This is a genomic window from Dyadobacter fanqingshengii (genome assembly GCF_023822005.2).
Classification (GTDB): domain Bacteria; phylum Bacteroidota; class Bacteroidia; order Cytophagales; family Spirosomataceae; genus Dyadobacter; species Dyadobacter fanqingshengii.
Window position 1 is genome coordinate 211,586 of sequence record NZ_CP098806.1, and the last position, 20,989, is coordinate 232,574.

At 46.6% G+C, this 20,989-nt stretch carries 14 protein-coding genes; 4 read left to right on the forward strand and 10 right to left on the reverse strand.

All coding sequences use genetic code 11. From position 1 onward, the window contains the following. Nucleotides 1–36 precede the first annotated feature (36 nt). The 5 genes from NFI81_RS00805 to NFI81_RS00825 all read right to left on the reverse strand — a co-directional run bounded on the left by NFI81_RS00805 (nucleotide 37) and on the right by NFI81_RS00825 (nucleotide 8,111). Nucleotides 37–1,608, reverse strand: a complete 1,572-nt coding sequence (locus NFI81_RS00805; RefSeq protein WP_234614774.1) for a RagB/SusD family nutrient uptake outer membrane protein — start codon at nucleotides 1,606–1,608, stop codon at nucleotides 37–39. A 28-nt stretch (nucleotides 1,609–1,636) separates the two neighbouring features. Continuing rightward, the gene (locus NFI81_RS00810) at nucleotides 1,637–5,020 is read right to left on the reverse strand and encodes a TonB-dependent receptor (RefSeq protein ID WP_234614773.1); all 3,384 of its coding nucleotides are present in this window, start codon (nucleotides 5,018–5,020) and stop codon (nucleotides 1,637–1,639) included. 229 nt (nucleotides 5,021–5,249) lie between these two features. Further along, a complete protein-coding gene (locus NFI81_RS00815) occupies nucleotides 5,250–6,296 on the reverse strand; it encodes a FecR family protein (protein ID WP_234614772.1) in 1,047 nt (348 codons plus the stop codon). 156 nt (nucleotides 6,297–6,452) lie between these two features. Beyond that, entirely contained in the window at nucleotides 6,453–7,037 is a 585-nt protein-coding gene (locus NFI81_RS00820; protein ID WP_234614771.1) for an RNA polymerase sigma factor, read from the reverse strand. 417 nt (nucleotides 7,038–7,454) lie between these two features. Further along, on the reverse strand, nucleotides 7,455–8,111 hold the full coding sequence (locus tag NFI81_RS00825; protein ID WP_234614770.1) for a response regulator transcription factor: 657 nt from the start codon (nucleotides 8,109–8,111) through the stop codon (nucleotides 7,455–7,457). A 214-nt stretch (nucleotides 8,112–8,325) separates the two neighbouring features. On the opposite strand from NFI81_RS00825, the gene NFI81_RS00830 reads away from it, so the two are divergent. Further along, entirely contained in the window at nucleotides 8,326–9,435 is a 1,110-nt protein-coding gene (locus tag NFI81_RS00830) for a fatty acid desaturase family protein (RefSeq protein ID WP_234614769.1), read from the forward strand. Between the two features lie 42 nt (nucleotides 9,436–9,477). Here the strand turns inward: NFI81_RS00830 and NFI81_RS00835 are convergent, their stop codons facing one another. The 3 genes from NFI81_RS00835 to NFI81_RS00845 form a co-directional block, all read right to left on the reverse strand. After that, complete coding sequence (locus tag NFI81_RS00835; RefSeq protein ID WP_234614768.1) at nucleotides 9,478–12,285, reverse strand: T9SS type A sorting domain-containing protein; 2,808 nt, start codon at nucleotides 12,283–12,285, stop codon at nucleotides 9,478–9,480. A gap of 405 nt (nucleotides 12,286–12,690) precedes the next feature. Beyond that, nucleotides 12,691–13,665 (reverse strand): cytochrome c, encoded by a 975-nt coding sequence (locus tag NFI81_RS00840; protein WP_234614767.1) that lies wholly within the window; start codon nucleotides 13,663–13,665, stop codon nucleotides 12,691–12,693. A gap of 131 nt (nucleotides 13,666–13,796) precedes the next feature. Then, complete coding sequence (locus NFI81_RS00845) at nucleotides 13,797–15,179, reverse strand: AraC family transcriptional regulator (protein WP_234614766.1); 1,383 nt, start codon at nucleotides 15,177–15,179, stop codon at nucleotides 13,797–13,799. A gap of 177 nt (nucleotides 15,180–15,356) precedes the next feature. On the opposite strand from NFI81_RS00845, the gene NFI81_RS00850 reads away from it, so the two are divergent. The 3 genes from NFI81_RS00850 to NFI81_RS00860 are packed head-to-tail and all read left to right on the forward strand — an operon-like array spanning nucleotide 15,357 to nucleotide 17,407. After that, entirely contained in the window at nucleotides 15,357–15,893 is a 537-nt protein-coding gene (locus NFI81_RS00850) for an LVIVD repeat-containing protein (protein ID WP_234614765.1), read from the forward strand. Between the two features lie 54 nt (nucleotides 15,894–15,947). After that, the gene (locus tag NFI81_RS00855; protein ID WP_234614764.1) at nucleotides 15,948–16,715 is read left to right on the forward strand and encodes an LVIVD repeat-containing protein; all 768 of its coding nucleotides are present in this window, start codon (nucleotides 15,948–15,950) and stop codon (nucleotides 16,713–16,715) included. Then, nucleotides 16,712–17,407 carry a DUF3575 domain-containing protein gene (locus tag NFI81_RS00860; protein ID WP_234614763.1) on the forward strand — a complete coding sequence of 232 codons (696 nt, stop codon included), beginning with the start codon at nucleotides 16,712–16,714 and terminating at the stop codon, nucleotides 17,405–17,407. The genes NFI81_RS00855 and NFI81_RS00860 overlap by 4 nt, the downstream gene beginning before the upstream one ends. Here the strand turns inward: NFI81_RS00860 and NFI81_RS00865 are convergent. Together NFI81_RS00865 and NFI81_RS00870 are read right to left on the reverse strand one after the other, a co-directional pair. After that, nucleotides 17,404–19,656: a TonB-dependent receptor family protein gene (locus tag NFI81_RS00865; protein WP_234614762.1), complete on the reverse strand. Its 2,253-nt coding sequence runs from the start codon at nucleotides 19,654–19,656 to the stop codon at nucleotides 17,404–17,406. The genes NFI81_RS00860 and NFI81_RS00865 overlap by 4 nt on opposite strands. After that, nucleotides 19,634–20,983 carry an HTTM domain-containing protein gene (locus NFI81_RS00870; RefSeq protein WP_234614761.1) on the reverse strand — a complete coding sequence of 450 codons (1,350 nt, stop codon included), beginning with the start codon at nucleotides 20,981–20,983 and terminating at the stop codon, nucleotides 19,634–19,636. The genes NFI81_RS00865 and NFI81_RS00870 overlap by 23 nt, the downstream gene beginning before the upstream one ends. Nucleotides 20,984–20,989: the final 6 nt, after the last annotated feature.

Here is a 20,989-nt window from a genome sequence, read left to right on the forward strand (position 1 = left end):
TCAATCTTTTTGTTGAAAATTTCACACGCTTTTGACCTACTGCCAGGTCGCATTTTGCTTCACATTCGGGTTACCCAGCAGTTCTTTTACCGGCAATGGTAAAACGTAATCTTTCGCCTTGGGCACGCGGTCAACATTGTATTTTTGAGCAAAATGTTTTATTTCTTTACTAAGATAATCAATTGGGCCTCCGAATTTACTCTTCCTGCGCAGTTCGGGATACATAACTTGCTCAAAAACAAATTCCTGCATGCGTTCCTGAATGATGGCATCCCGCAAGGTTGCCTGGGTCAAACCCTTTAAGGCGGCCAGTCCTGCGCGCTCCCTGACTTTGTTGATCGAGGTGAATGCATTGCCTTGTCCGCTCTCATTACAAGCCTCGGAATGGCCCAGGAGAATGTCCGATAAACGAATGTAAATTGTGTTTTTCTCGGTGGCCGAATTGCGTCTGTCCAGCTCGGCGATTTTATTGGACCATGCTTTGCCGAAGATCATTTGCGCCGGGTCTTTTGGATTCGCATCCGATTTTACCACGCCACCAAAACGCGAAAGGTTGTAATCGGCTTTCGGGCTCCATGTTACGGTCGGATATACGCCATTGATTTTCCCAAAACGGCCCGTTGGATAGCTTTCGATGAATGTGCCTGCGATTCTTTTGTCCTTTGGATCATAGGCCGAGCGGAATTCCTGGGTCGTGCTGATCCAGCTCCATCCGGAACCACCCAGCTCGCTTGGGAAATCTTCGGGATTAAAATGCGCCGAATGCTGGCTGTATTCGTTGGGGCTGGCCGTTGCCGATACTTGTGCTTCGAAAATGCGCTCACCCTGGTTTTCATGGGCAAGGTCGAAATTGAATGCGAAATCGGCGTATAATGTAATGCCGCTGTTATTGATAATGTCCTCTGCGGTTGCTTTGGCATCGGCCCATTTTTCGTCCCACAATTGTGCCTTCATCAGAACGGATTTGGCTGCCCATTTGGTGGCACGGCCCAGGTCGGCACCGGTGTAACTCGCCGGAAGCAGCTCGGCTGCGGCTTTGGTGTCGGCATAGATCTGGTCAATAATCGCCCGGTTTCCGCCGCTGTTGGTAGGAAGCTCGGTAATGTTTTGGGTCGATTTTACTGATAACGGGGCGTCATCGAAATAGCTGAGCAAGCCGTAATAATAAAATGCCCTCAGAAACAATGTTTCGCCTTTTAACCGGTCAATCAGCGCCTGGTTGTTCGGGTCTTTCATGGCTTCTGCGGTTTCGATGATCGCGTTCGCGCGGTTGATTGAGCGGTAGCAAATGCCCCAGTAGGCTTCAATGTATTCATCGGCCGGGTTTACATTGCCCAGGTTGAATTGCAGCGGGCCTTTTTCCCAGCCCACCTGGTAACCGCCGATCAGACATTCAAATACGTAACGGTCGTAGAAAAATCCGAAACCGCCGGAATTGAGATCATCATAGACCGCATTAACGCCCAATTTCAGTTCGTTTGCCGTTTTATAGAATGTTTCCGGGTTAATGAAATCGGGTTTTTCTTTCAGATCCGAGCAGCCGGCGCCGGTAAGCAGCAGCATGACCAGCGTGAAGATTCTTACATGATGTAATTGTATATTTTTCATTTTAACCAATGTTACAAGTGAATGATGATCAGATTCCAAGGTTTACACCAACTGTGTACTGGCGTGCACGCGGATAAGCATCGTAATCGTCTCCGCGGTTGAGGTTGTTCTGGCCCTGATTGTTTACTTCGGGATCAAATCCTTTGTATTTGGTGAACAAAAGCAAATTCTGGCCACTCACATAAACCCTTGCATGACGGATAATCTTGTTGTTGACGGGCACCGTATAACCCAGCGACAAGTTTTGCAGCCGCACAAATGATCCGTCCTGAATAAAAAATGATGATCTTCTGAAAGAAATGAAATCGCGGCGGCCGTCGATAACGGGTCTGGGCGCATCCGTATTTTCGGGCGTCCAGGAATCGGTTAAGATGTTGCCGATCTGGTTGATTTTCTGCACGCCGTCGCCCATTTCTGACTGTTGCAAATTGCGGATTTTGTTGCCGTGTACACCGCGAAAAAATATCGAAACGTCGAACCCTTTGAATTTCACAGTCGTGTTTGCACCCCAGGTCAGTTTCGGGTTGGGATCGCCGATGATCTTGAAATCGTCCGTGGTGTATTTTCCGTCGCCATTCACATCTTCGTATTTTGGATAACCTGCTTTTGCAGAGAAAGTTTTGCCTTCCTCTTCGCTCTGGAACAATCCAATGTAATTGTATCCCCGCCAAACACCGATGGGGTTGCCGGCTTCAACCCAGCTTCCCAGCACGCCCAGGTGACTGCTTGTGCTGCCTGCAAAAAACGGAGTGCTTTTTCCAAGATCCACAATTTTGTTGCGAAGGATCGAGACATTACCGCTCACATCCCAGGTAAATGCTTTGGAACTCATTAACTTATAACTGGCCGCGAATTCCAGCCCTTTATTGCTAAGCGATCCTGAATTGAGCATAATGGTGCTGAAACCCGTGCTTTGGGGAATGGAAACGTCCAGCAGCAGGTCAGTAGTTTTGTTTTGAAATGCATCCACTGTCAAAGTCAGGCGGCTGGAAAGCAGCGCAAAGTCCATCCCGACATTGAACATGGATGTGCTTTCCCATTTAAGATCATTATTAGAGATCCTGTTGGGACCGTAACCCGAAACCAGCGCAGGCGTGCCACCGAAAACGTAATTATAAGGAATCAAACCAGCCACCGAGCGGTAAACCGGAATTTGGGAATTTCCTGTAAGACCATAACTGGCGCGTAGTTTGAAATCGTCAAACACGGTTGCAAGTCCTGAATTTTTGAAAAAACCCTCATTTACAATGCGCCAGCCAATTGCAGCAGACGGGAATGTTGCCCATTTGTTATTCGGCCCGAACTTGGAGGAACCGTCGCGGCGCAATGTGAAAGTGAGCAGGTAACGATCTTTAAAATTGTAATTCACGCGACCCAAATAGGAGAGCAGTTCCCATTCCACACGGCCCGAAGTTGGAACCAGCGGCCGGCTGCCATTCTGCATATTAACGGCCTCAATGTCATCGGAAGAAAGCCCGCGGGTGGCGTTGGATTCAAAATAGTTAAGCTCTTTCTGATACGTGTAGCCTAATGTTACATCCAGAAAATGACCGGTTGCAATTTCTTTATTATAGCTTAAAATGTTCTCATTCAGCAGGTTATTGCTGTTCCGGTTTGCCTTTTGCAATTCACGGTCATTCTGGCGGCCTAGGTAAGTGAAGTTGTTGTAAAATGTAGTGCGGCGTGCATTCACCAGGTCCACGCCAATGCTTGTGCGGAATTTGAGCCCTTCTACAATGTTAAAGGTTAATGCTGTGGTTCCAAAAAGGCGGTTTGTCCAGTCTCGGTCGTAACCCTCCATGGCTTCTGCGAGCGGATTGGTCAGGAAACGCTGGTCGTAGCTGGCATACTGGTAACCGCCGTTTGCGTCATAAACACCCACAGTAGGATCGAGCCCAAGTGCTGAAATTACAATTCCGCCCGGGCCGCCGCGGTCCGTAGGCACGTTGCTGCTGCCGGAGCGGTTGAATGACCAGCTGTTGCTCAATGTTGCCTTTCCTTTCAAAAAGTCGTTGTCCAGGTTCATCCGGAAACCATATCTGTTGAAATCCGTATTTTTGATGATCCCCTTGTTATCCAGGTAATTACCAACAAATGCATAACGCATGCCCTTGGTGCCGCCGGTGAACGAAAGCTGATGATTGGACAGTGCGCCCTTGCGCGAGATCACATCCCACCAATCCGTTCCGGCGCCGATCTGGCCGATCTGCTGATCGGAATAGCGCGGGTTTCCGCCCTGGCTTTTTTCCAATAAATTGATATATCGCGCATAATCACCGCCATTGAGCACATTCACTTCATTGGCAATGCTTTGAAAGGAATAGGAACCATCGTAATCCACGCTGCTTTGCCCTTCCTTACCGCGTTTTGTAGTGATTAATATTACGCCGTTGGCACCTCTGGAACCGTAAATGGAAGTCGCAGAAGCATCTTTTAGTATTTCAATGGATTCAATCTCATTCGGGTTAATGGTTGCCATGGCGTTGGTCGGCTGGCGGTTTCCGCTCGTTCCCAACGCGCCATTGTCAGGATACATGGGGAATCCGTCGATCACATAAAGTGGCTCGCTGCCGCTGTTGATGGAGTTTGCGCCTCGCACCCGGATGGAGATCCCACCACCCGGCGCTCCCGAAGTTTGCGTCACCTGCACACCCGGTGCCCGCGACTGGATCGCCTGATCCACAGAAGTGACAGGCATTTCGCGGATCGCTTCGCTCTTAATGCTTGAAACCGAGCCAGTAAGGTCACTTTTCTTGACCGCGCCATAACCAATCACCACAATCTCTTCAAGCGACTTGTTTTCCGGCTCCATCACCACGGCAATCGATGTGCGGTTTTCAATAGCCAGTTCCTGCGCTTTGTAACCCACAAAGCTAAAAACCAGCACCGAACCCGTTCGCTCGGGTATGTCTATTTCGAAATCGCCGTCTTTGTTAGTAGTCGTTCCTTTTTGCGTGCCTTTCAAAACCACACTCACGCCGGGCAATCCTGCATTGGTTTCATCTGTGACTTTTCCCTTAATGAGCTCAGCGGCCGGCATTGCCGCTTCCTCCGTTTGCTCTTGCTGGGCAGGAGCGGGCACATTGCCGGTAAGCGAGGTAAGCAATATTCTTCCGGAAGTTAGTTGAAAAGAGATGTGCAGCGGTTCAAAAAGCGTTGCCAATGCTGTTGCCAGCTTCTGGTTAACAATGTGAATGTTGACCGTGCGATCCGCTTTGATCGCTTTCTGGCTGTAAGCAAATTTTACTTCTGCCTGCTCTTCCAGGTCGCGCAGCACATCTTTCAATTCGGCATCCCGTGCGTGGATTGTGACTTGTCTGTCCATAATCTCCTGCGCACGGCTTTCGTTAGTCGCGTAGGTGAGACTGGTGAAGGCGATGGCGAAAAGGAATTGAGCGAATGTTATTTTCATGAGAATGCACAGTGATGCACACCATTTTAATTGTAGGTTTCTTTGCATAATTTTGTTGGTTCTATTTTGAGAAAAACAGGACGTTGGCCGCATGCGCTTTCTGTCCAAGGATTTTACATGCAGGCCGTAATCAAGGGCCGGTAGTGTTCGCGCACTGCCGGTTTTTTATTTGTTCAACTTTTTTTTCATCATAGTTTTGGGGTTTAGGTGCAGTATATGGGGTTATAGGTTACTCACAGCCGCGGCCGTTGATGAGAATGCGTGTTCCTTTGATCTCATAATCAGCGCCGACGGAGCCGCAGACCAGGTCCAGTTTTTCATAAAGCGGCAAATCGGTAATGTCTCCGGTAAATGTGCATTCGGCGAGGCGATCATTGGCAAAAACGATTTCAATGCCATAGGTTTTATGCAGTGCTTCCACGATGCGGCCCATCGCGATGTTGTTGAAAACCAGTCGCGATTCGTCCACGGCAACGCTTGCTTTAACTGGTGCTACAACCAGTCCGGTCATCAAATGCCTGCTTTCAGGGAAATAAGTTACGCGCTGGTTGGGAGTGAGCACAACGCCGTTGGACTGGTGATCAACGGCGTTATCAATGAATGACTCGTCGTTTTCAAACACCGAAACCTTTCCGGTAACCACTTCCACTTCAAGTGCCTGCCCTTTTGGGTTTGTTTTGATCCTGAAACTTGTTCCTAAGACCCTGGTAACCAGCTTTCCGCTATAAACGAAGAATGGTTTGTCCGGGTTTTTGGTAATCTCAAAAAAGGCGTCTCCAAGCAACTGAACTTCACGTTTTTCTTTTGGGAATTTTTTCGGGTAAATAATTTTGCTGCCCGGAGTTAGTGTGACAGCGCTGCCATCTTCCAGCACAATCTTTTGTGTTGAGCTGGAATTATTATGCCTGGTAAGCAGCTGATCAACGGGCACTTGCACCATTATTTGCTCACTTTTGGTAACAGGATCTGAAATCGTTTTTCCAAAAAATACATAGCTGCAAACCGCAATGATCACGGCTGCCGCGGATAAGTAAGGCACCGTTCGCTGCCACCAGCTGCGAACCAGCACGGTTTCCTGCTTTTTGTCTTCCCTGATTCCGGCTATCAAATGATCGAGAATGCGGCCTTCCATGTTTTCACGTTCCGCGCCGGAAAGCGATGCCATCGAATCTTCATTGAGATGATCGTACCAATAATGAATTTTGGCAATCTCCTCATCTGAACATTGTCTGTTCTGGTATTTGAGCAGCAAAGCCTGAATTTCCTTTATATTCATTGACAAGCGGTTGTTATCTTTGACTATAAGCCGGAAAACAAGCAGGTGCCCCTAAATAAGTTTATAATTTATTTGAAAAATTATATACAAATACAGAAATCAGCTTAAAATTGTTTTAAAAATACAAACGACAATTCCTGACAACGGGAGCCGGTCTTATTGGAAGAAGAATGCAGTAACGGCAACAAGCCATGTATAAAGCGCTTGTTTGAGGTGGTTGCGGACAGACTTTGTCGCTTTGGTAAGGTGATACTCGATGGCTTTTTCAGAAAGGTCGAAATGCTTGGCAATGCGGCTGATAGGCCAGTGTTCCAGCTTGTAAAGCCTGAATATTTCGCCGGACTTTCCGGGTAAAATGTGCAGTCCTTCTTCGATTTGGGACAGTAATTCTTTGAGCGCGATTTGATTTTCCGTATTGCATTCACTCAGCGAATCAAAATCCATTGCATTGCCTGCATATGTTCCTTTGGTAACATTGCTGCGAATGTGATTGATTACTTCGTATCGCACAGCTGCGAAAAGATAGTGGTCGAGATTGTTGATTTTTGCAGTGATTCTTTCCTTCCAAAGCCTCAGAAAAATGTCCTGAATGATCTCCTCGGCGGCTTCTTTATCTTGAAGCTTGCGATAAGCCACCAGGAACATCTTATACCAGTAACGCTGGTAAATTACAGTAAAAGCGTTTTCGCTGCCCTCCTGTAATGCCTCGATAAGATGTTCATTTTCAAGATTATCAACCATGCCAATCCAGCTATTTTTACGAAAAGTATCAAAGGGATGAAGGCAAATTTATAATAATTATTTAAATATTTTTATTTCAAAATGATGTTATTTGAATGTGGAAGTAGAGAAAACCAAGTTGCGTTATTGAACGACAAGTAATATACGTCAGTTTGGATTTGAACTAATTTCCGGACTTACCAATGACTGGTGCCAGAAACTGCCATGCAGGCACAATTCGCCATAACCCATGTCATCGGCGTAAATGTAAATGATGTTTGGCAGCTTTTGGGTTTACGGCTTTTTCTGCAGGGAAAAGGAGGAGAAAGTCGCCAGAGTCATGATGAAACTCAGTGCTGCGGGTCTTACGTCGATGGGCATTGTAACGAAATCTTGGACGATAACTCAATGTAATAGTCCGCAAAATAGAGAAACCGCTCAATTCTCCTCAGCTTCCAAAATTTGTTTGAGCTTCAAAACATTATCTATGCCCAGTTTTGAAAAAATGGCGGTTTTGAATGTGCTGATGGTTGAGATATGCAAGCCGGTTTTTTCGGCTATCGAACTGGTGGACAGACCCTGGATCAAATATCGGGCGATCTCGTTTTGGCGGGGGGTTAGGAGATCCCGTTTTTTGGAAGTTTTGTAATTCTCGATCAGATAGCCGAAAAGAAAATCCATATGGTCTGCATTAACGTACCGCTTTCCGGCGCGAACCATGTTGATGCAGGTGGTGAGCTCGCTGAGATCTTTGTGTTTGGAAAGGTAACCATTGATTCCAGACTTGAAATAAGAGATGACCAGCTCGGGCTTTGTTTCTTCCCCATACAAAATAATGGGCGCATCCGGGTAGACTGTTTTGAGCTCAAAAACCGGACTTGTGCCATCTTCCTCAAAATCAGAATTGATCACAACTATAAATAGCGAAGGACCAAGTTCAGGCTCCGCTTGCCGGAGCTCAACCACATCTCTGGCTTCGATGAGCCGTAGTTCGGAAAAACCCTCTTGCAGCAGAACGGCAAGTCCTTTGCGCAGGACGGGGTGGGTGTCAAGAATAATGATGTTGGTGATGTTTCTAGTGTCGGGCTCAGCCATGGGTAAAGATAGGCTGACTTTTATTAGTAAATAGAATTTTGTGCAATTGTATAGTATTATCAAAATTATACGAAAGAAATATAATATTAATTTGAATTGTGTTCAATAAAAATTGATTTTCAACGTTTTGTCTTAGTATGGCTTCATGACGTGATCAAGTTAGATTCTGTTTTCTTCAGTCGCTTCCCCGAAACGAATTTTAACATGATAACTCATGACTTATCCAGAAAAAATCAAATTTGCAGCGCTTGACAAAAGCCTGTTCTTCCCGACCCTGAAAAAACGGGTTGACCAATACTTCGAGCAAAATCATAAATCACGTTATGCCAATAAAACAATGGTTATCAAGACCATTGTGCTGATTTCGTGTTATATACTGCCTTTTGTGGCGCTTATCGCTTTCAATCCGCCGTTGTGGCTGGCGCTGCTTTTGTGGCTGATGATGGGAATGGGCATTTCCGGGATCGGGATGAGCGTAATGCATGATGCAAACCATGGTGCGTTCTCCAAAAGTGCTGCCGTTAATAAATGGATGGGTTACACCATTAATCTGGCGGGTGCAGGCGTGCTGAACTGGAAATTGCAACACAACATTCTGCACCATACATACACTAATATTCCAAATGTGGACGAAGATATTAAAGACCGCGGCGTGATCAAGCTTTCGCCAGGGGAAAAGGTGCATCCGCTACACCGTTTTCAGTGGATCTATGCGTTCTTCTTCTATGGCATCCTGACGCTGTATTGGGTTATTCTTAAAGATTTTATTCAATATTATCTCTTTATCAAATCGGGCGTGAACCGACAGAGCCAGTCGGAAAACCGGCGGATGCTTACCGGATTGATCCTCATGAAACTCATTTATTTCGCAGTATTACTAGGTGTTCCCACGTTGATTTTCAATATGCCTTTTGGCCAAATCTTCGCTGGTTTTTTGCTAATGCATTTCGCCGCAGGGCTTGTATTGACGGTAATTTTTCAGCTGGCGCATTCCGTTGAAGGAACCGAGCATCCGCATCCGAACGAGAAAGGCATTATCGAGAAGGACTGGGCTATTCACCAGTTGGAGACGACCGTTAATTTTTCACCTCGAAATAAATGGTTAAGCTGGTATATCGGCGGGCTTAATTTTCAAATTGAGCATCATTTATTCCCCAAGGTTTGCCATGTACATTATCCTAAAATTGCTCCGATCGTGAAAGAAACGGCCAGGGAATTCGGACTTAAATATCTGGAAAACAAATCATTTTTTGGAGCAGTTGGCTCGCACATTGCAAGCTTGAAACGTTTCGGCGCACCCAAGTTTAATGAAGCAATTGTTTAAGGTGGCTTAAATTTCGAATATCCTGTTGACTGGTGCATGCTGTTAATGTTTAACAATTTTTCTGTCTACACCATTAACCCGAATGACGTAAACGCCAGGCGTCCAGGTGCTGATGTCCACTTCAAAAGTGAGCGTGCCGGGATTGAACGTCCGGATTTTCCGCCCCGATGCATTGATAATATCAAGCTGTTGAATTTTGCTTTCGGATCTGATGCGTAGGGAAGAAGAAGTTGGATTAGGATAAATGCTGATCTCACCGCCGTCCTTAATCTCCGCCGTCACAATGCTGCTGAATGCGAACGTGCCGTCGCGGTCCGTCATTTTCAACCTGTAATAGTAACGACCTGCCGACAAACCCATATCTTGAAATTGGTAATCGGTGTCTTTGACAGTGTTACCCTGCGCATTTACACGTCCTGTTTCTGTAAAATTTTTGGCGTCCTTACTTCTTTGTATTTCAAAATGCGAGCTGTTGGATTCCTGTAAAGTCTGCCATTTTAAATGTGTCAGATTTCCTTCCGCCTGGACGGTGAGGCTGATCAGTGTGATGGGCAACGGGTTACCGGCATCGGTAGTCAATGGATTGGGATAAAGTGGAACGGACAAGCTGTTCGTTGCTTTCCCGGCCAACACTTTTTTGGTATAACCGCCCAGCGCCATAAACCAGTCGGGCGTGAGATCGTAACCATCGGCGTCCAGCGACAAGAACCAGGTGTTGCCGCCCTTAGGCGTGTGATCCGCAAATTTCTCCATTTTAAAGAAGGACGTAGCTTCATCGACTTCATCAAACATAGCCAGGTAAACCATATTTGCACCCTCATTGATCACATTCTGAGATTGCTGCCATAAAAAGCTGCCACCATTGCGAGGGATCGAATTCTTGATCGCCGCTGACGGATTATTGCGATAAGTTTGCAGATTGAACCAGGAGAACCCCGGAAATATTACCGGCATATAGTCAATGCTTTTGGGGGCCAGGTAAGCCATGTCAGGCCGTATGGTGTTGATTGCGAATGCGTTCGCGCCGCTTTCGTTATTGTATCGCCCCACCGACCAGGGACTGATCACATCCAGTAGATCGTACACGGCGAGCCACGCCGGCGAGTGGTCGCGCCAGTTGTTATTAAGGCCCCCCATCATGTTGGCGCGGTATTTTGGGTCGTCAGTCGGGTCAGCCGGATCGCCTTCTTTGAACCATCTCACGAGTTTTTCCGAACGTTCGGCAGTAGCATCGGGGTTGGATGCGAGCCCTAGTCCCCACAATGCAACGAGCGGTTTTCCTTTGTGCCAAAGATAGTTGCTTTCCGAAGTCACACCCATTTCATCCACCAGCCGTTTCCAATCTGCGATTACTTGTTCCGTTGAAGTGGCGTCGGCACCGGAGAGGTCGTACATGATCGCGTACACACGTCCGTATTTGTTGCTGGCCGTTTGCACGTTTTCCAGCACCTTGTCGAAATGCCGGTGGACGCGCGTGTCCGTCGTGCGGAAATAGTCCAGAAAGCGCTGCTGAAAAACGCCGTCGATCTCGTGTTCCTGCATCCATTTAAAATGCTCGTCTACGGTGTTATAACTGTAACTTGAAAACAACTTTGCCGGAGAACCATTAGCGTAGGTCATATTGGTGGCAACCTGTTCACTCGTTGGATAATTGCCCATGTAGGGCCACATGTCCACCGTGGAAGTGGCGTGTTCCGGTGCTCCTCCGAACCAATGCAGCCACCAATTGTGCGTTGGCGAGCCGTCGGAAGGTAGTCCAAACCACCCCTGGTAACCGAACATGACTTTGCCATTCAATGTGTTATCGGCTGGGTTTGCCGTGGTTGCTGGCATTGGTTCGTAAAACTCAATTTCATCGATTTTGGCTGTAAAGCCGCCGTTCAGGGGCTGGCTGATACGGAAATAATTAATGGCACCCAGATTTGGGTTTCCAGATTTCGTAGCATCGGATAAGTGTAAAATAATGTGGTTCCAGCCATTCTGGATCTTTTGTGCAGCCATGTTCCATTGGTATGCATCACTGCCGGCCTGCCCCGACGAGGAGAAAACAATGTTGCCCGCTCCATTAAAAAGACCTGCATCGGAAACATAAAGCCAGAATTTGGCAATTCCGGCTGCTTCGCTTACCGTTGTATTAAATGGGGTTGTATTCAAAATAAACCAATCCTGGCCCGCACCGGTCCTGGTTATTGAGCCATTGCCCAGGATTTTGTTGACGTTATCAACAGCAACACCACTGCTTCCCGACCAACCGGCCAAATCGTCCGCTTTATTAAAAATCTTTGCACCAATCAATTCGCTGCCCTCATAACCTTTGGTGAAGCGGATGTTGTCAATTTTGATAACAACCGATTCACCCGCATTGATGGGTTTGTAATATCTGAAAAAATTGATCGCCGCCAAATCAGGATTGCCTGACTTGCCTGCCGCACTCAGTCGCAGCACGACATTATTCCAGCCATTTCGCAGATTGACGCTTCCCGTTCCCCAGCTGAACTCATCCGTGTCGGGGTTCCCGGAACTTGTTATTTCAAATTGCCCGTCCGAAGTGCTGAATTTGGTGATGTCGGATACGAAAAGAGAGAATTGCAGATAGGCAATGTTGAGCTCGCCGGCAGCAATGCCCGTGTTCAGCGGTGTTGCGAAATTTTTCCTCAACCGCTCCGTATTGCCGCCCTCGGATTTAATAGCATAGTTGCCCTGAACGGGAGCATCATTATCCAGGCTCAGCGCGTTCCCGCCGCCGCCCCAGCCAGTAAGCGACTCGCAATCATCCACGGGCGTAACCTGAGCGTAGCCTGGAATGAAATGCAGGATCATTAATAACAGCAGTAAATAATTCTTTTTCATAGTAAACATTGTTTGGTGAAAAACCCAAATCTCGGTTCATACCTATAATTTTTGCTTAACTATGAATTAATAAAGAATTAATAGGAAATTTTTTTATAAAAATGGAAGCATTCATTGTGCAAGCTCCGCTTAAAATATTGAGCTGTTGCTGATCCGAATAGGTGATACATTAAAAGCGAAAAGGGCCAACCCCGAAAGATTAACCCTTGTTCTTAACGTTGAGTATAAACACCCAATTATAGTAATAGTTTTATAACCAAATGTTATCGCCTAAGCAGACGCCAATTTTTTCCCGTAATAAGAACATCTAATTTATTTAACGGTGACATAATGATTGTCGGAACATAAAAAAGGGCCGCCATAAGATTGGGAGACCCTTTTGTTTGCTGCTAAATTATTTAAAGGTCAGTTTGGGATGAACTTTGGCACCACGTTGCTTTTTGGTTCGAGCGTTCTGAGGTAAGCATAAATGGCTTTCAAGTCTTTTTCCTCCATGCCCGAATACATGGCCCAGGGCATGATCGTATTCATATCTTTTGGACCCACTTTGTGCGCAATGTAATTGGAATCCCTGTAAACTTTAAAGCGCTTTACAAAAGCCTCTTCACTCCATGAACCGATCCCCGTTTTTACGTCGGGAGTAATATTTTTTGAAGTTATTGTTCCGGATGGAAGCCCAAATTCCTGTCCGCCGCCAAATTCGCTGCCCGGCACAATGTCGCCTTTTTCTCTTTTGCTATGACATTCCACGCAGGAAGCAGCGGTAACCAGATATTTTCCTGTTGCTACCACATCGTCTTCCGAAGGCCTTTTGCCCGGCGTGGCCTTTGAAGGCATTGTATTGAGCAGGATAGAAACCGGGAAATCAGCCTCCGAGGCAGGAATGTCTTTTTTTACAGGTTTCAACGACCGAACATATGCGATAATGCTGTATATGTCTTCTTGGTCCATTTTGCCATACGCATGATAAGGCATAACCGGGAACAATGCGTGTCCGTCTTTGCTTACACCGGTTGTGATCGCGCGGAAAAGCTCGCCGTCCGACCAGCTGCCTATGCCATATGGCGTGATGTTTCTTGAAATAAAATTACCGGGAAAGCCCATTTCCTGATTAAAAATCTCACCGCCGCCTCCCAGATCGCCAGGTACGATCGGTCCGGCAAAAAGGCTCCAGTCGCGGGTACTGTGGCAATCCATGCAGACATTAACGTGATTGGCCAGATATTTGCCACGTTCGATTCGGGCAGGCGTTCTTTCAACGGTAAGTTCGGGTGCTTCACCGACGTTTGGCAGCGCTAATTTTACATAGGAAGCAGCTGCAATGGCCGCTACAACAAGGAGAAGGATGATAATTCCGATGAATCTGAAAAGCTTTTTCATAGAGTTCGGTGAGGGATTTTTAAAGTGCAAAAGTAAAAAAACCGGTCACTTTACCATTAGCTAAGCCTTTCAGAGTGAGTCATTTTAGAGATAAGTTATTAAACGGTCAAATCAGAAATCAAGTTTAACAGCTATTTGATTATTTGGTCAATAATTGACTTATAATGTACATCCTGACCAGTTTCTGTAAGCCAGTCGCGGACGATGAATTTGAAGAACAGCATCGGCGGTTCGTGCTGATCAATGGCGGCCTGAAAATAGCCGAGCGCCTCATCTATATCACCAACAGCGGCGTGCACAATGCCCATGTCGTAATTGGCAACCACTTGATTTTTGCTCAGGGAGTTCATTTGCGTTAAAATGTCGCGTGCACTATCTGTTTCGTCAGAGAGCCCGAATAAAACACCACAAGCGCTGAGGGTGATGCCGTTGTAATTGATTTCCAATGCATTTTCCAGCGCTTCCTGTGCTTCCGGGAAATTTTTCAGAGTGATCAGGTTGAGGCCAATGATCAGGTGGCCTCCCCAGAAAGAAGGTTCCAGTGCCACCAGTTTTTGTCCCTGTTGCACGGCTTTCTCGAAATTCCCGGCAATCCAGTAAACATATGCTGCGTAAAAATTATTGATCAGTGAAAATGGTTCGAGCGATAATGCGATGGCCGTTTGTTCTTCTGCTTCGGCATATTTATCGCTCAGGGCCAGGAAGAGCGCGTGTTGTCCCAGCAGATCGGCAGCATTCCAGTTCAATTCCAATGCTTTGGCAAAGGAGGCGGCGGCGCTTACAAAATCCCACTCGTTCAGCATTTGCATGCGGGCCAAAGCAAGGTAACTTTCAGCAATGCCGCTGTCCAGCGCAAGCGCCTGACCAGTCGCTTCCTTCATCAGCGGTAATGCTTTCGCAGCAGGCATATGCCTGTAAAACCACATATTTAGGTAACACGAAGCGATGCCTGCGTAGGCAATTGCGTAAGTTGGGTCCAGTGCGATGGCAGACTCAAAATAGCCGATCGCTTTATGATAGGCATCCGGCCCGGCGAACTTGTTATGATAGAAGCGTCCGCGCAGATAAAGCTGATAGGCTTCTTTATTATTGGTATATCGTTTGAAAGTGGCAGTAGATTCTTCCCCAAGCAGCTGTACTTTTATCGCGCTCAAAATAGCCAGTGCAATTTCATCCTGAATATCGAAAATGTCGTCCAATTCCCGGTCGTAATGTTCGGACCAGACCTGGCTGTCGTCCCTAGCACGCACCAGCTGCACATCCACAAGCAGCCGGTCGCCCGAATTTTTGATGCTCCCTTGCAGTATATACTCCACATTCAGCTGTTCGCCGATCCATTTTAGATCTTTTGTTCTGCCTTTAAAAGTAAAGGATGATGTTCGCCCGGCCACTTGCAAGCCGGGCACGCGACTCAACACATTAATGATCTCTTCCGTGACCCCATCACTAAAATATTCTTCTTCGGGATCATTACTCAGGTTTACAAATGGCAATACGGCAACGGATGGTTTCATGATTCAAGAAGTTAATATCTATTTTTTTACTTGCAACGGCTGCATAATGGATTTTGCGTAGGCATGTTGCCGTTTAATAATTAAGATTTTTTATTTAACGCTTTCGCGGGATTTGGTGCAACCATCTTATGCAACATTGTGTCTAAAATGAAAACGTGCAAACCTAACCGCTGCGCTATGAAAAATCTCTTACGCCTGTTCTTTCTTTTTGCCATTGTTACATCATGCGTCACAGACGGCAGCGATTCTTTTGAGAGATTTCCATTCGACGGCACCGGTTACAGGCCCATTTATACCACCGAGGAAGAGATGGCTAAAATAGAGGTCATAGGCGCGCAGCCGCTATCGAAACCTGGCAAAATATACGTGCTCGAGCCTTATCTTTTTATTAACGAAGCCGGTCAGGGCATTCACATTGTTGATAATTCCGATCCGAAAAACCCTAAAAACATTTCCTTCATTTCTGTTGCCGGCAATTATGATATGGCGGCAAAAGGGAAGTTTTTATATGCTGATAATTTAACAAATCTAGTGGTTTTTGACATCAGCGATCCCAAAGCACCTAAGCTAACAAAAAAAGTGCCGAATGCCATTCCTGTGAATAACTATCCGCCTTTCGACAATGTCTACTTTGAGTGCGTAGAAAGCAAAAAAGGCATTGTAACGGGCTGGGAAAAAGTGCCGATGTCCAAACGGCCAAATTGCTCCCGGTAACAGCATTGAAGAACAGGAAGTTTAAATTGACAGGCAGAAAAACGAATTGTAACCATGAAAAAAATTGCACCATTTATATTTTTAGGGCTGGTCATTCTGGGACTGCTGCTGATCCTGAGCGGTTGCAACGACGGTCGGAATGACTCGGCATTGAACCCGCAAACCGGCGCCGGTGGCTCTATGGCGAGGTTTGCGATCACCGGCAACACGCTATACATTGTTTCGAAACAATCGCTGGAAGTGTACGATATCGGCGATGGGGCCAATCCGGTGAAAACGGTTCAGAAGGATATGGGCGTAGGGATAGAAACCATATTTCCTTACCGTGATAACCTTTACGTGGGAGCAATGGACGGCATGTACATTTATGATAATTCCACGCCTAGAGATCCGAAGCTTTTGACCAAATATCAGCACATCCAATCGTGTGATCCGGTGGTGGTGCAGGGGAAATATGCTTATGTTACCTTGCGGAATGGCGTTACCTGCCGACCTGGCAATACATTGAGCTCGCTGGATGTGGTTGACGTGAGCAATCCCGCACAACCGGTCAGGGTGCATACGCAACCAATGAGCTCGCCCTATGGACTGGGTGTTTCGGGTAATAAATTGTTTGTTTGTGAAGGAACAAAAGGGTTTACTGTTTTGGATATTACCAATCCGGCTTCGCCGCTGTTCAAGCATACGTTTGAAGATCTGCCCGCCTATGATGTCATTGTCAGAGATAAACATTTGATCATTACGGGCGAGAAAGGGCTGTTTCAATACAAATACGACGATGCAGACAATGTTGAGTTTCTGAGTAAAATCCCCGTTCTATGAGATTATTTTTAGCTGTTCTCGTTGGTTGCTGTATGCACGGTTTCGCTTCTTCCGGACAAATAGATGCGGAATCAGCCAAAAAGCATGTGATTGTAAAATTTGCACCGCTGGCGTTGTTTGATTTTGATAATTCCGTGCAATTCGGCGTAGAAGTTCCGCTGGGCAATAGTGGAATGTCCGTGCAGCAAGACTTTGGTTACGGGCACTCTTCCTTTAATTTATGGTATAGCACAGAAACGGAGCGTCCCAGAAAGGAAACTTACAAAAGCAGGACCCAATTGCGCTATTATTATCTCGAAAGACGCCGGTATAAAGCTTATGTAGCAGGCGAGTTTTTGCTGAAAAAGGTGATATACTCGGAAAACAAATGGGTAGGAATGGAATGTGAACAGCCCTGGGGCAATTGCGGTTATTTTGAAAACAAATTTGTCAAAACCGGACGGACGGTAGGGGCAGGGCATGTCAAAATGGGCTGGCAATTTTACTTTGGCAATCGCATGGCACTGGATGTTTTCACCGGTCTGGGCTTTCGCAGCATCAGCGTAAAATCAATCACGCCAACCCCCGAAAATACAAGAATCCCCCGAACCGACCGCTGGTTCGAATACGACACCCCCGGAACAAGCGAAGTCGTCCCCAGCCTGGCCATGGGTTTTCATTTTGGGATTATATTGGGGAAGTTTGATGATTAAATCTTAACCTGCAAAGTCAGATAATAACCTCTTCCGTCCGAAGGTAAAATGCCGGGGCCGGGGTAGCCGGTGGCCCGGCGGGTAAAGTACATTTGGTTGGCGAGATTGTTGATGCTGGCTTCGGCTTTCAGGCGCTTCCATTCGTAGGAAAAGCTGAGATCCATGATTTTGTAAGCAGGAATAAGCCCGACAACGGAAGAAACGCCGCCGTCGATCGCATTGGTGGCCTCCGAAAATTGATCTGTTAAATGGGTGAGCTGGAATGATCCTTTCAACTTTTTATAGCCGACTCTCAGACCTGTTTTCAAATTAACCTTCGGCACAAACTCGACCTCGTTGCCCTGAACACCAGGAATTTCACTCCTTCTGTATTCAGATTTAATGAATGCAATGTTTCCAAAAAGGACAGCGCTCCAATGCTTCTCTTCCGGATTTACGAGTTTGAAAAAATCGGCTTCCGCATAAGATTCAACACCTGTAATAATTGCCTGACCAACATTACTCCTCAGACGCAAAACGCGGTTGCTCTCATCATAAAACTGCACTTCGCCGATACGGTTATTATAATTCAGGTAAAAAAGGCTGATGTCATAATTGAAAAATGCGGTTTGCTGGCTTCGGAAGCCCAAATCAATGCTGTATCCCTTTTCATCTTTCAAATTGGGATCGATCACGGACGAAGGATTGGCAATGCGCATGTCACTGAATGTGATGGAGCGGTAATTTTGAGAAATGTTACCATAAATTTCCACATTCGTATGGGGCTTGTAACTCACGCCAACGCCGGCCAGAACGAACTGCCGGCCGTTTTTCCGATACTCGTCTGTTCGCGTAATGTTGATAATGTTCCCTGCCAGATCTCGTGAAATGCTGCCATAGAAACCGTCTGCTGTCGTTTTGATATACTCAAACCTTAAACCAGGCGTCACTGAAAGGCGGTCTGTCAGATAAAAAATGTTTTCGGCAAAGAACGAGAAATTCCTGTTGGGGAAACGGTAATCATAAGTGATGAAGCGCTCCGGCTCGACGAAATTGAAATCTGCATCTTTCCCATTGCTTCCTATGCCCTGCAAACTGTGGTTAAAGCCATGATAATAGCGGCCGCCGACGAGCAACACCGATAGTTTTTTTACAATCGCATATCTTTTCAAATAACGGGCTTCGGCTCCCCAGTTTGTAAACTTGCCTTTGATCAGATCGCGCTCGCTGTTGTCATCAATTGTTGCAACGCGGTTGGGCCTGAAACCCAGTGAATAGCGATGTGCGGCAAGGCCGAAAACCCGTACATTGAAGTCGCTGGAAGCACTTATTTTCTGGTCAAAGTGCAGGGCAAGCATATTCCAGCCTACCTGAAACCAGTTCCTTTCCCTGTTTGTCTGGCGCGGATCCTGTGCAAACATGGCGTCTGAAAGGCCACCCGGCTGCTTGGACAGGTAATCCATGTGGGTAACGTCGATGCCGATGCTGGTATTTTCCGAAATCCTGTAATCGATGTCAGCGTAAGCCGTTTTGTTGTCCAGGTGTGAATTTGCGCGCCATCCGTCTGCTTTTTTGTATTGGAAAAAAGTGTAATAACTCAGCTTTCCCACGGTCCCGCTTGCGCTGGTGAATGCATTATAAAACCCGAACGAGCCCATGCTCTGTCGCGCTGTCAATTCCAGTTTTTTATTCTCAACGGGCTTTCTCATCACAAAATTGATCAACCCGCCAAACTGCGTTCCATATTGCAGGGAAGCGGCGCCCCGCACAATCTGAATGCGTCCCACGGCCTCAATAGGAGGGGTGTAATAGCTTTCCGGGTAACCCAGTGCGTCCGCGCTGATGTCGTGCCCGTTCTGGCGCACATTGAAATTTGAAGTCCGGTTGGGATCCAGACCGCGGCCGCCGATGCTCAGCTGCAAACCGCTGCCATCATTCTCCCAAATGTTGAGTCCGGCAACCCTGGAATAAACTTGTCGCGCATTATTGGTCGAAAGGTTTGCAACGAGCTGATCAGGTGTGATTACTTCGGATTTTTTTCCTTCATAAATCCCCATATTTTCAACGCCCCGAAGCCTTGAAAAGCCAAAATCCGTGGCTTTTTCTGTAATCGTCAATTCTTTCAGATCCTGGTCTTTGGAAATGCTTCCGGGAACTGCGGTGCTGTCGGATTTCGGAGCAGTTTTCGCCGGAACGGGGGATTGCGGATAGGCGACACTTGACAGGGCCAGCAGGAAAAGGATAATGTTATAGCCCCTTAATTTCATCATTGAAAGGAATAATCCAGGATTTGTGTTGGAAGGAATCTGTTTGTTTGGCCAGGTCCACCGCCGGATCGATCATCGGTTTGCCCATTCTGCCATTGAGTGCAACATACGAATCCACGTAAACCTGCGGCGAGTCAAAACCCGCTGCAGCATAATGGTCGCGCAGCATATGTGCGTATTGCAGGATCATATCGGGTTGCGTGGACATCATTTTTTCTTGCAAGCGCGTAAGGAAATCATTGTTGTTGACGATCTGTTTTTTGCCAGAAGCGTCCGTGACTGTGAACTGCGTATAACCCGCCTTTTCCATCAGCATAACCCGCCATGAAAAACGGTAACCTTCCTCAGTCCAGAAAAGCTCATCGGAATACAGTAAATAGCGGAAAGGAAAAGTGATTTGAAATACAAAAAAAAGCGCGAAAATCGCCAGTAGGAACGGTTTGGTAATGCTCGAAACAATGTATGAACGCTTTGGCCTGATAAATTGAATCGGCAAACTTAAAGCAAAACTGATTGTGTCAACCACTTTCTGGTGAAATTCCCCGGGGAAAAATATGAAAGCGGTGACGATCATAATGTAGGGGAACATGCCAATCGGGAAAAGGACTGCCGTGAGCAAATGGAAAATGATCACCGAAACGAATGCATAGGGGCGTGTTTTTCTATTCCAAAGTAAAAACCCGATGCTCAAATCGTACACGCAGCCAGCCCAGCTGAAAAAGTACGGCGTCCATTTGTAATTAAATAAACTGCCAATGATCGGAAGGTCATTTTTCGCGGGTAGCCAGATTTTCAATGGCAGAGCGTGCAAAAGCCAGTCGCTGTTCAGTTTTGCCAGACCGGCGTAGAAATAAATGATGCACACCAGCAACCGAATGCTGTCGATACACCAGCTTGGGACCTGGTCGGCCAGTAACCGTTTGTTCCGGTAGGCGTCCACAGAAAATGATGCATGCGCGGGTAAAAAGATGAGCATAAAGCTCACCATGCTCACAAAATAATAGTGGTTCAGGTAAGTGCTTTTGTCGATCAGTTCAATGTAAGTGAATGATAGAAAGAGCGTTACGGCTGCAAACCTGTATAACATTCCCGCCGCGACCATTAAGGCAGCCACTGCGCAGATGCCAAACAGGATATAGGTCCATTCTCCCAAAGGCCTGATAAACTCAAAACCGTAAAATGAGAAATGGAATTTTGGTAAAATATAAAGGTCGGTGATCCAGCCTTTTGCCCAGAAACGGCAAATGCTCAAAAAGAGCATTATGCCGAAAATAACCCGGAAAAGAGCCAGCGTTGCGGCCGGAGCATATTTGTTGAAATAAGCCTGCATGGCTTG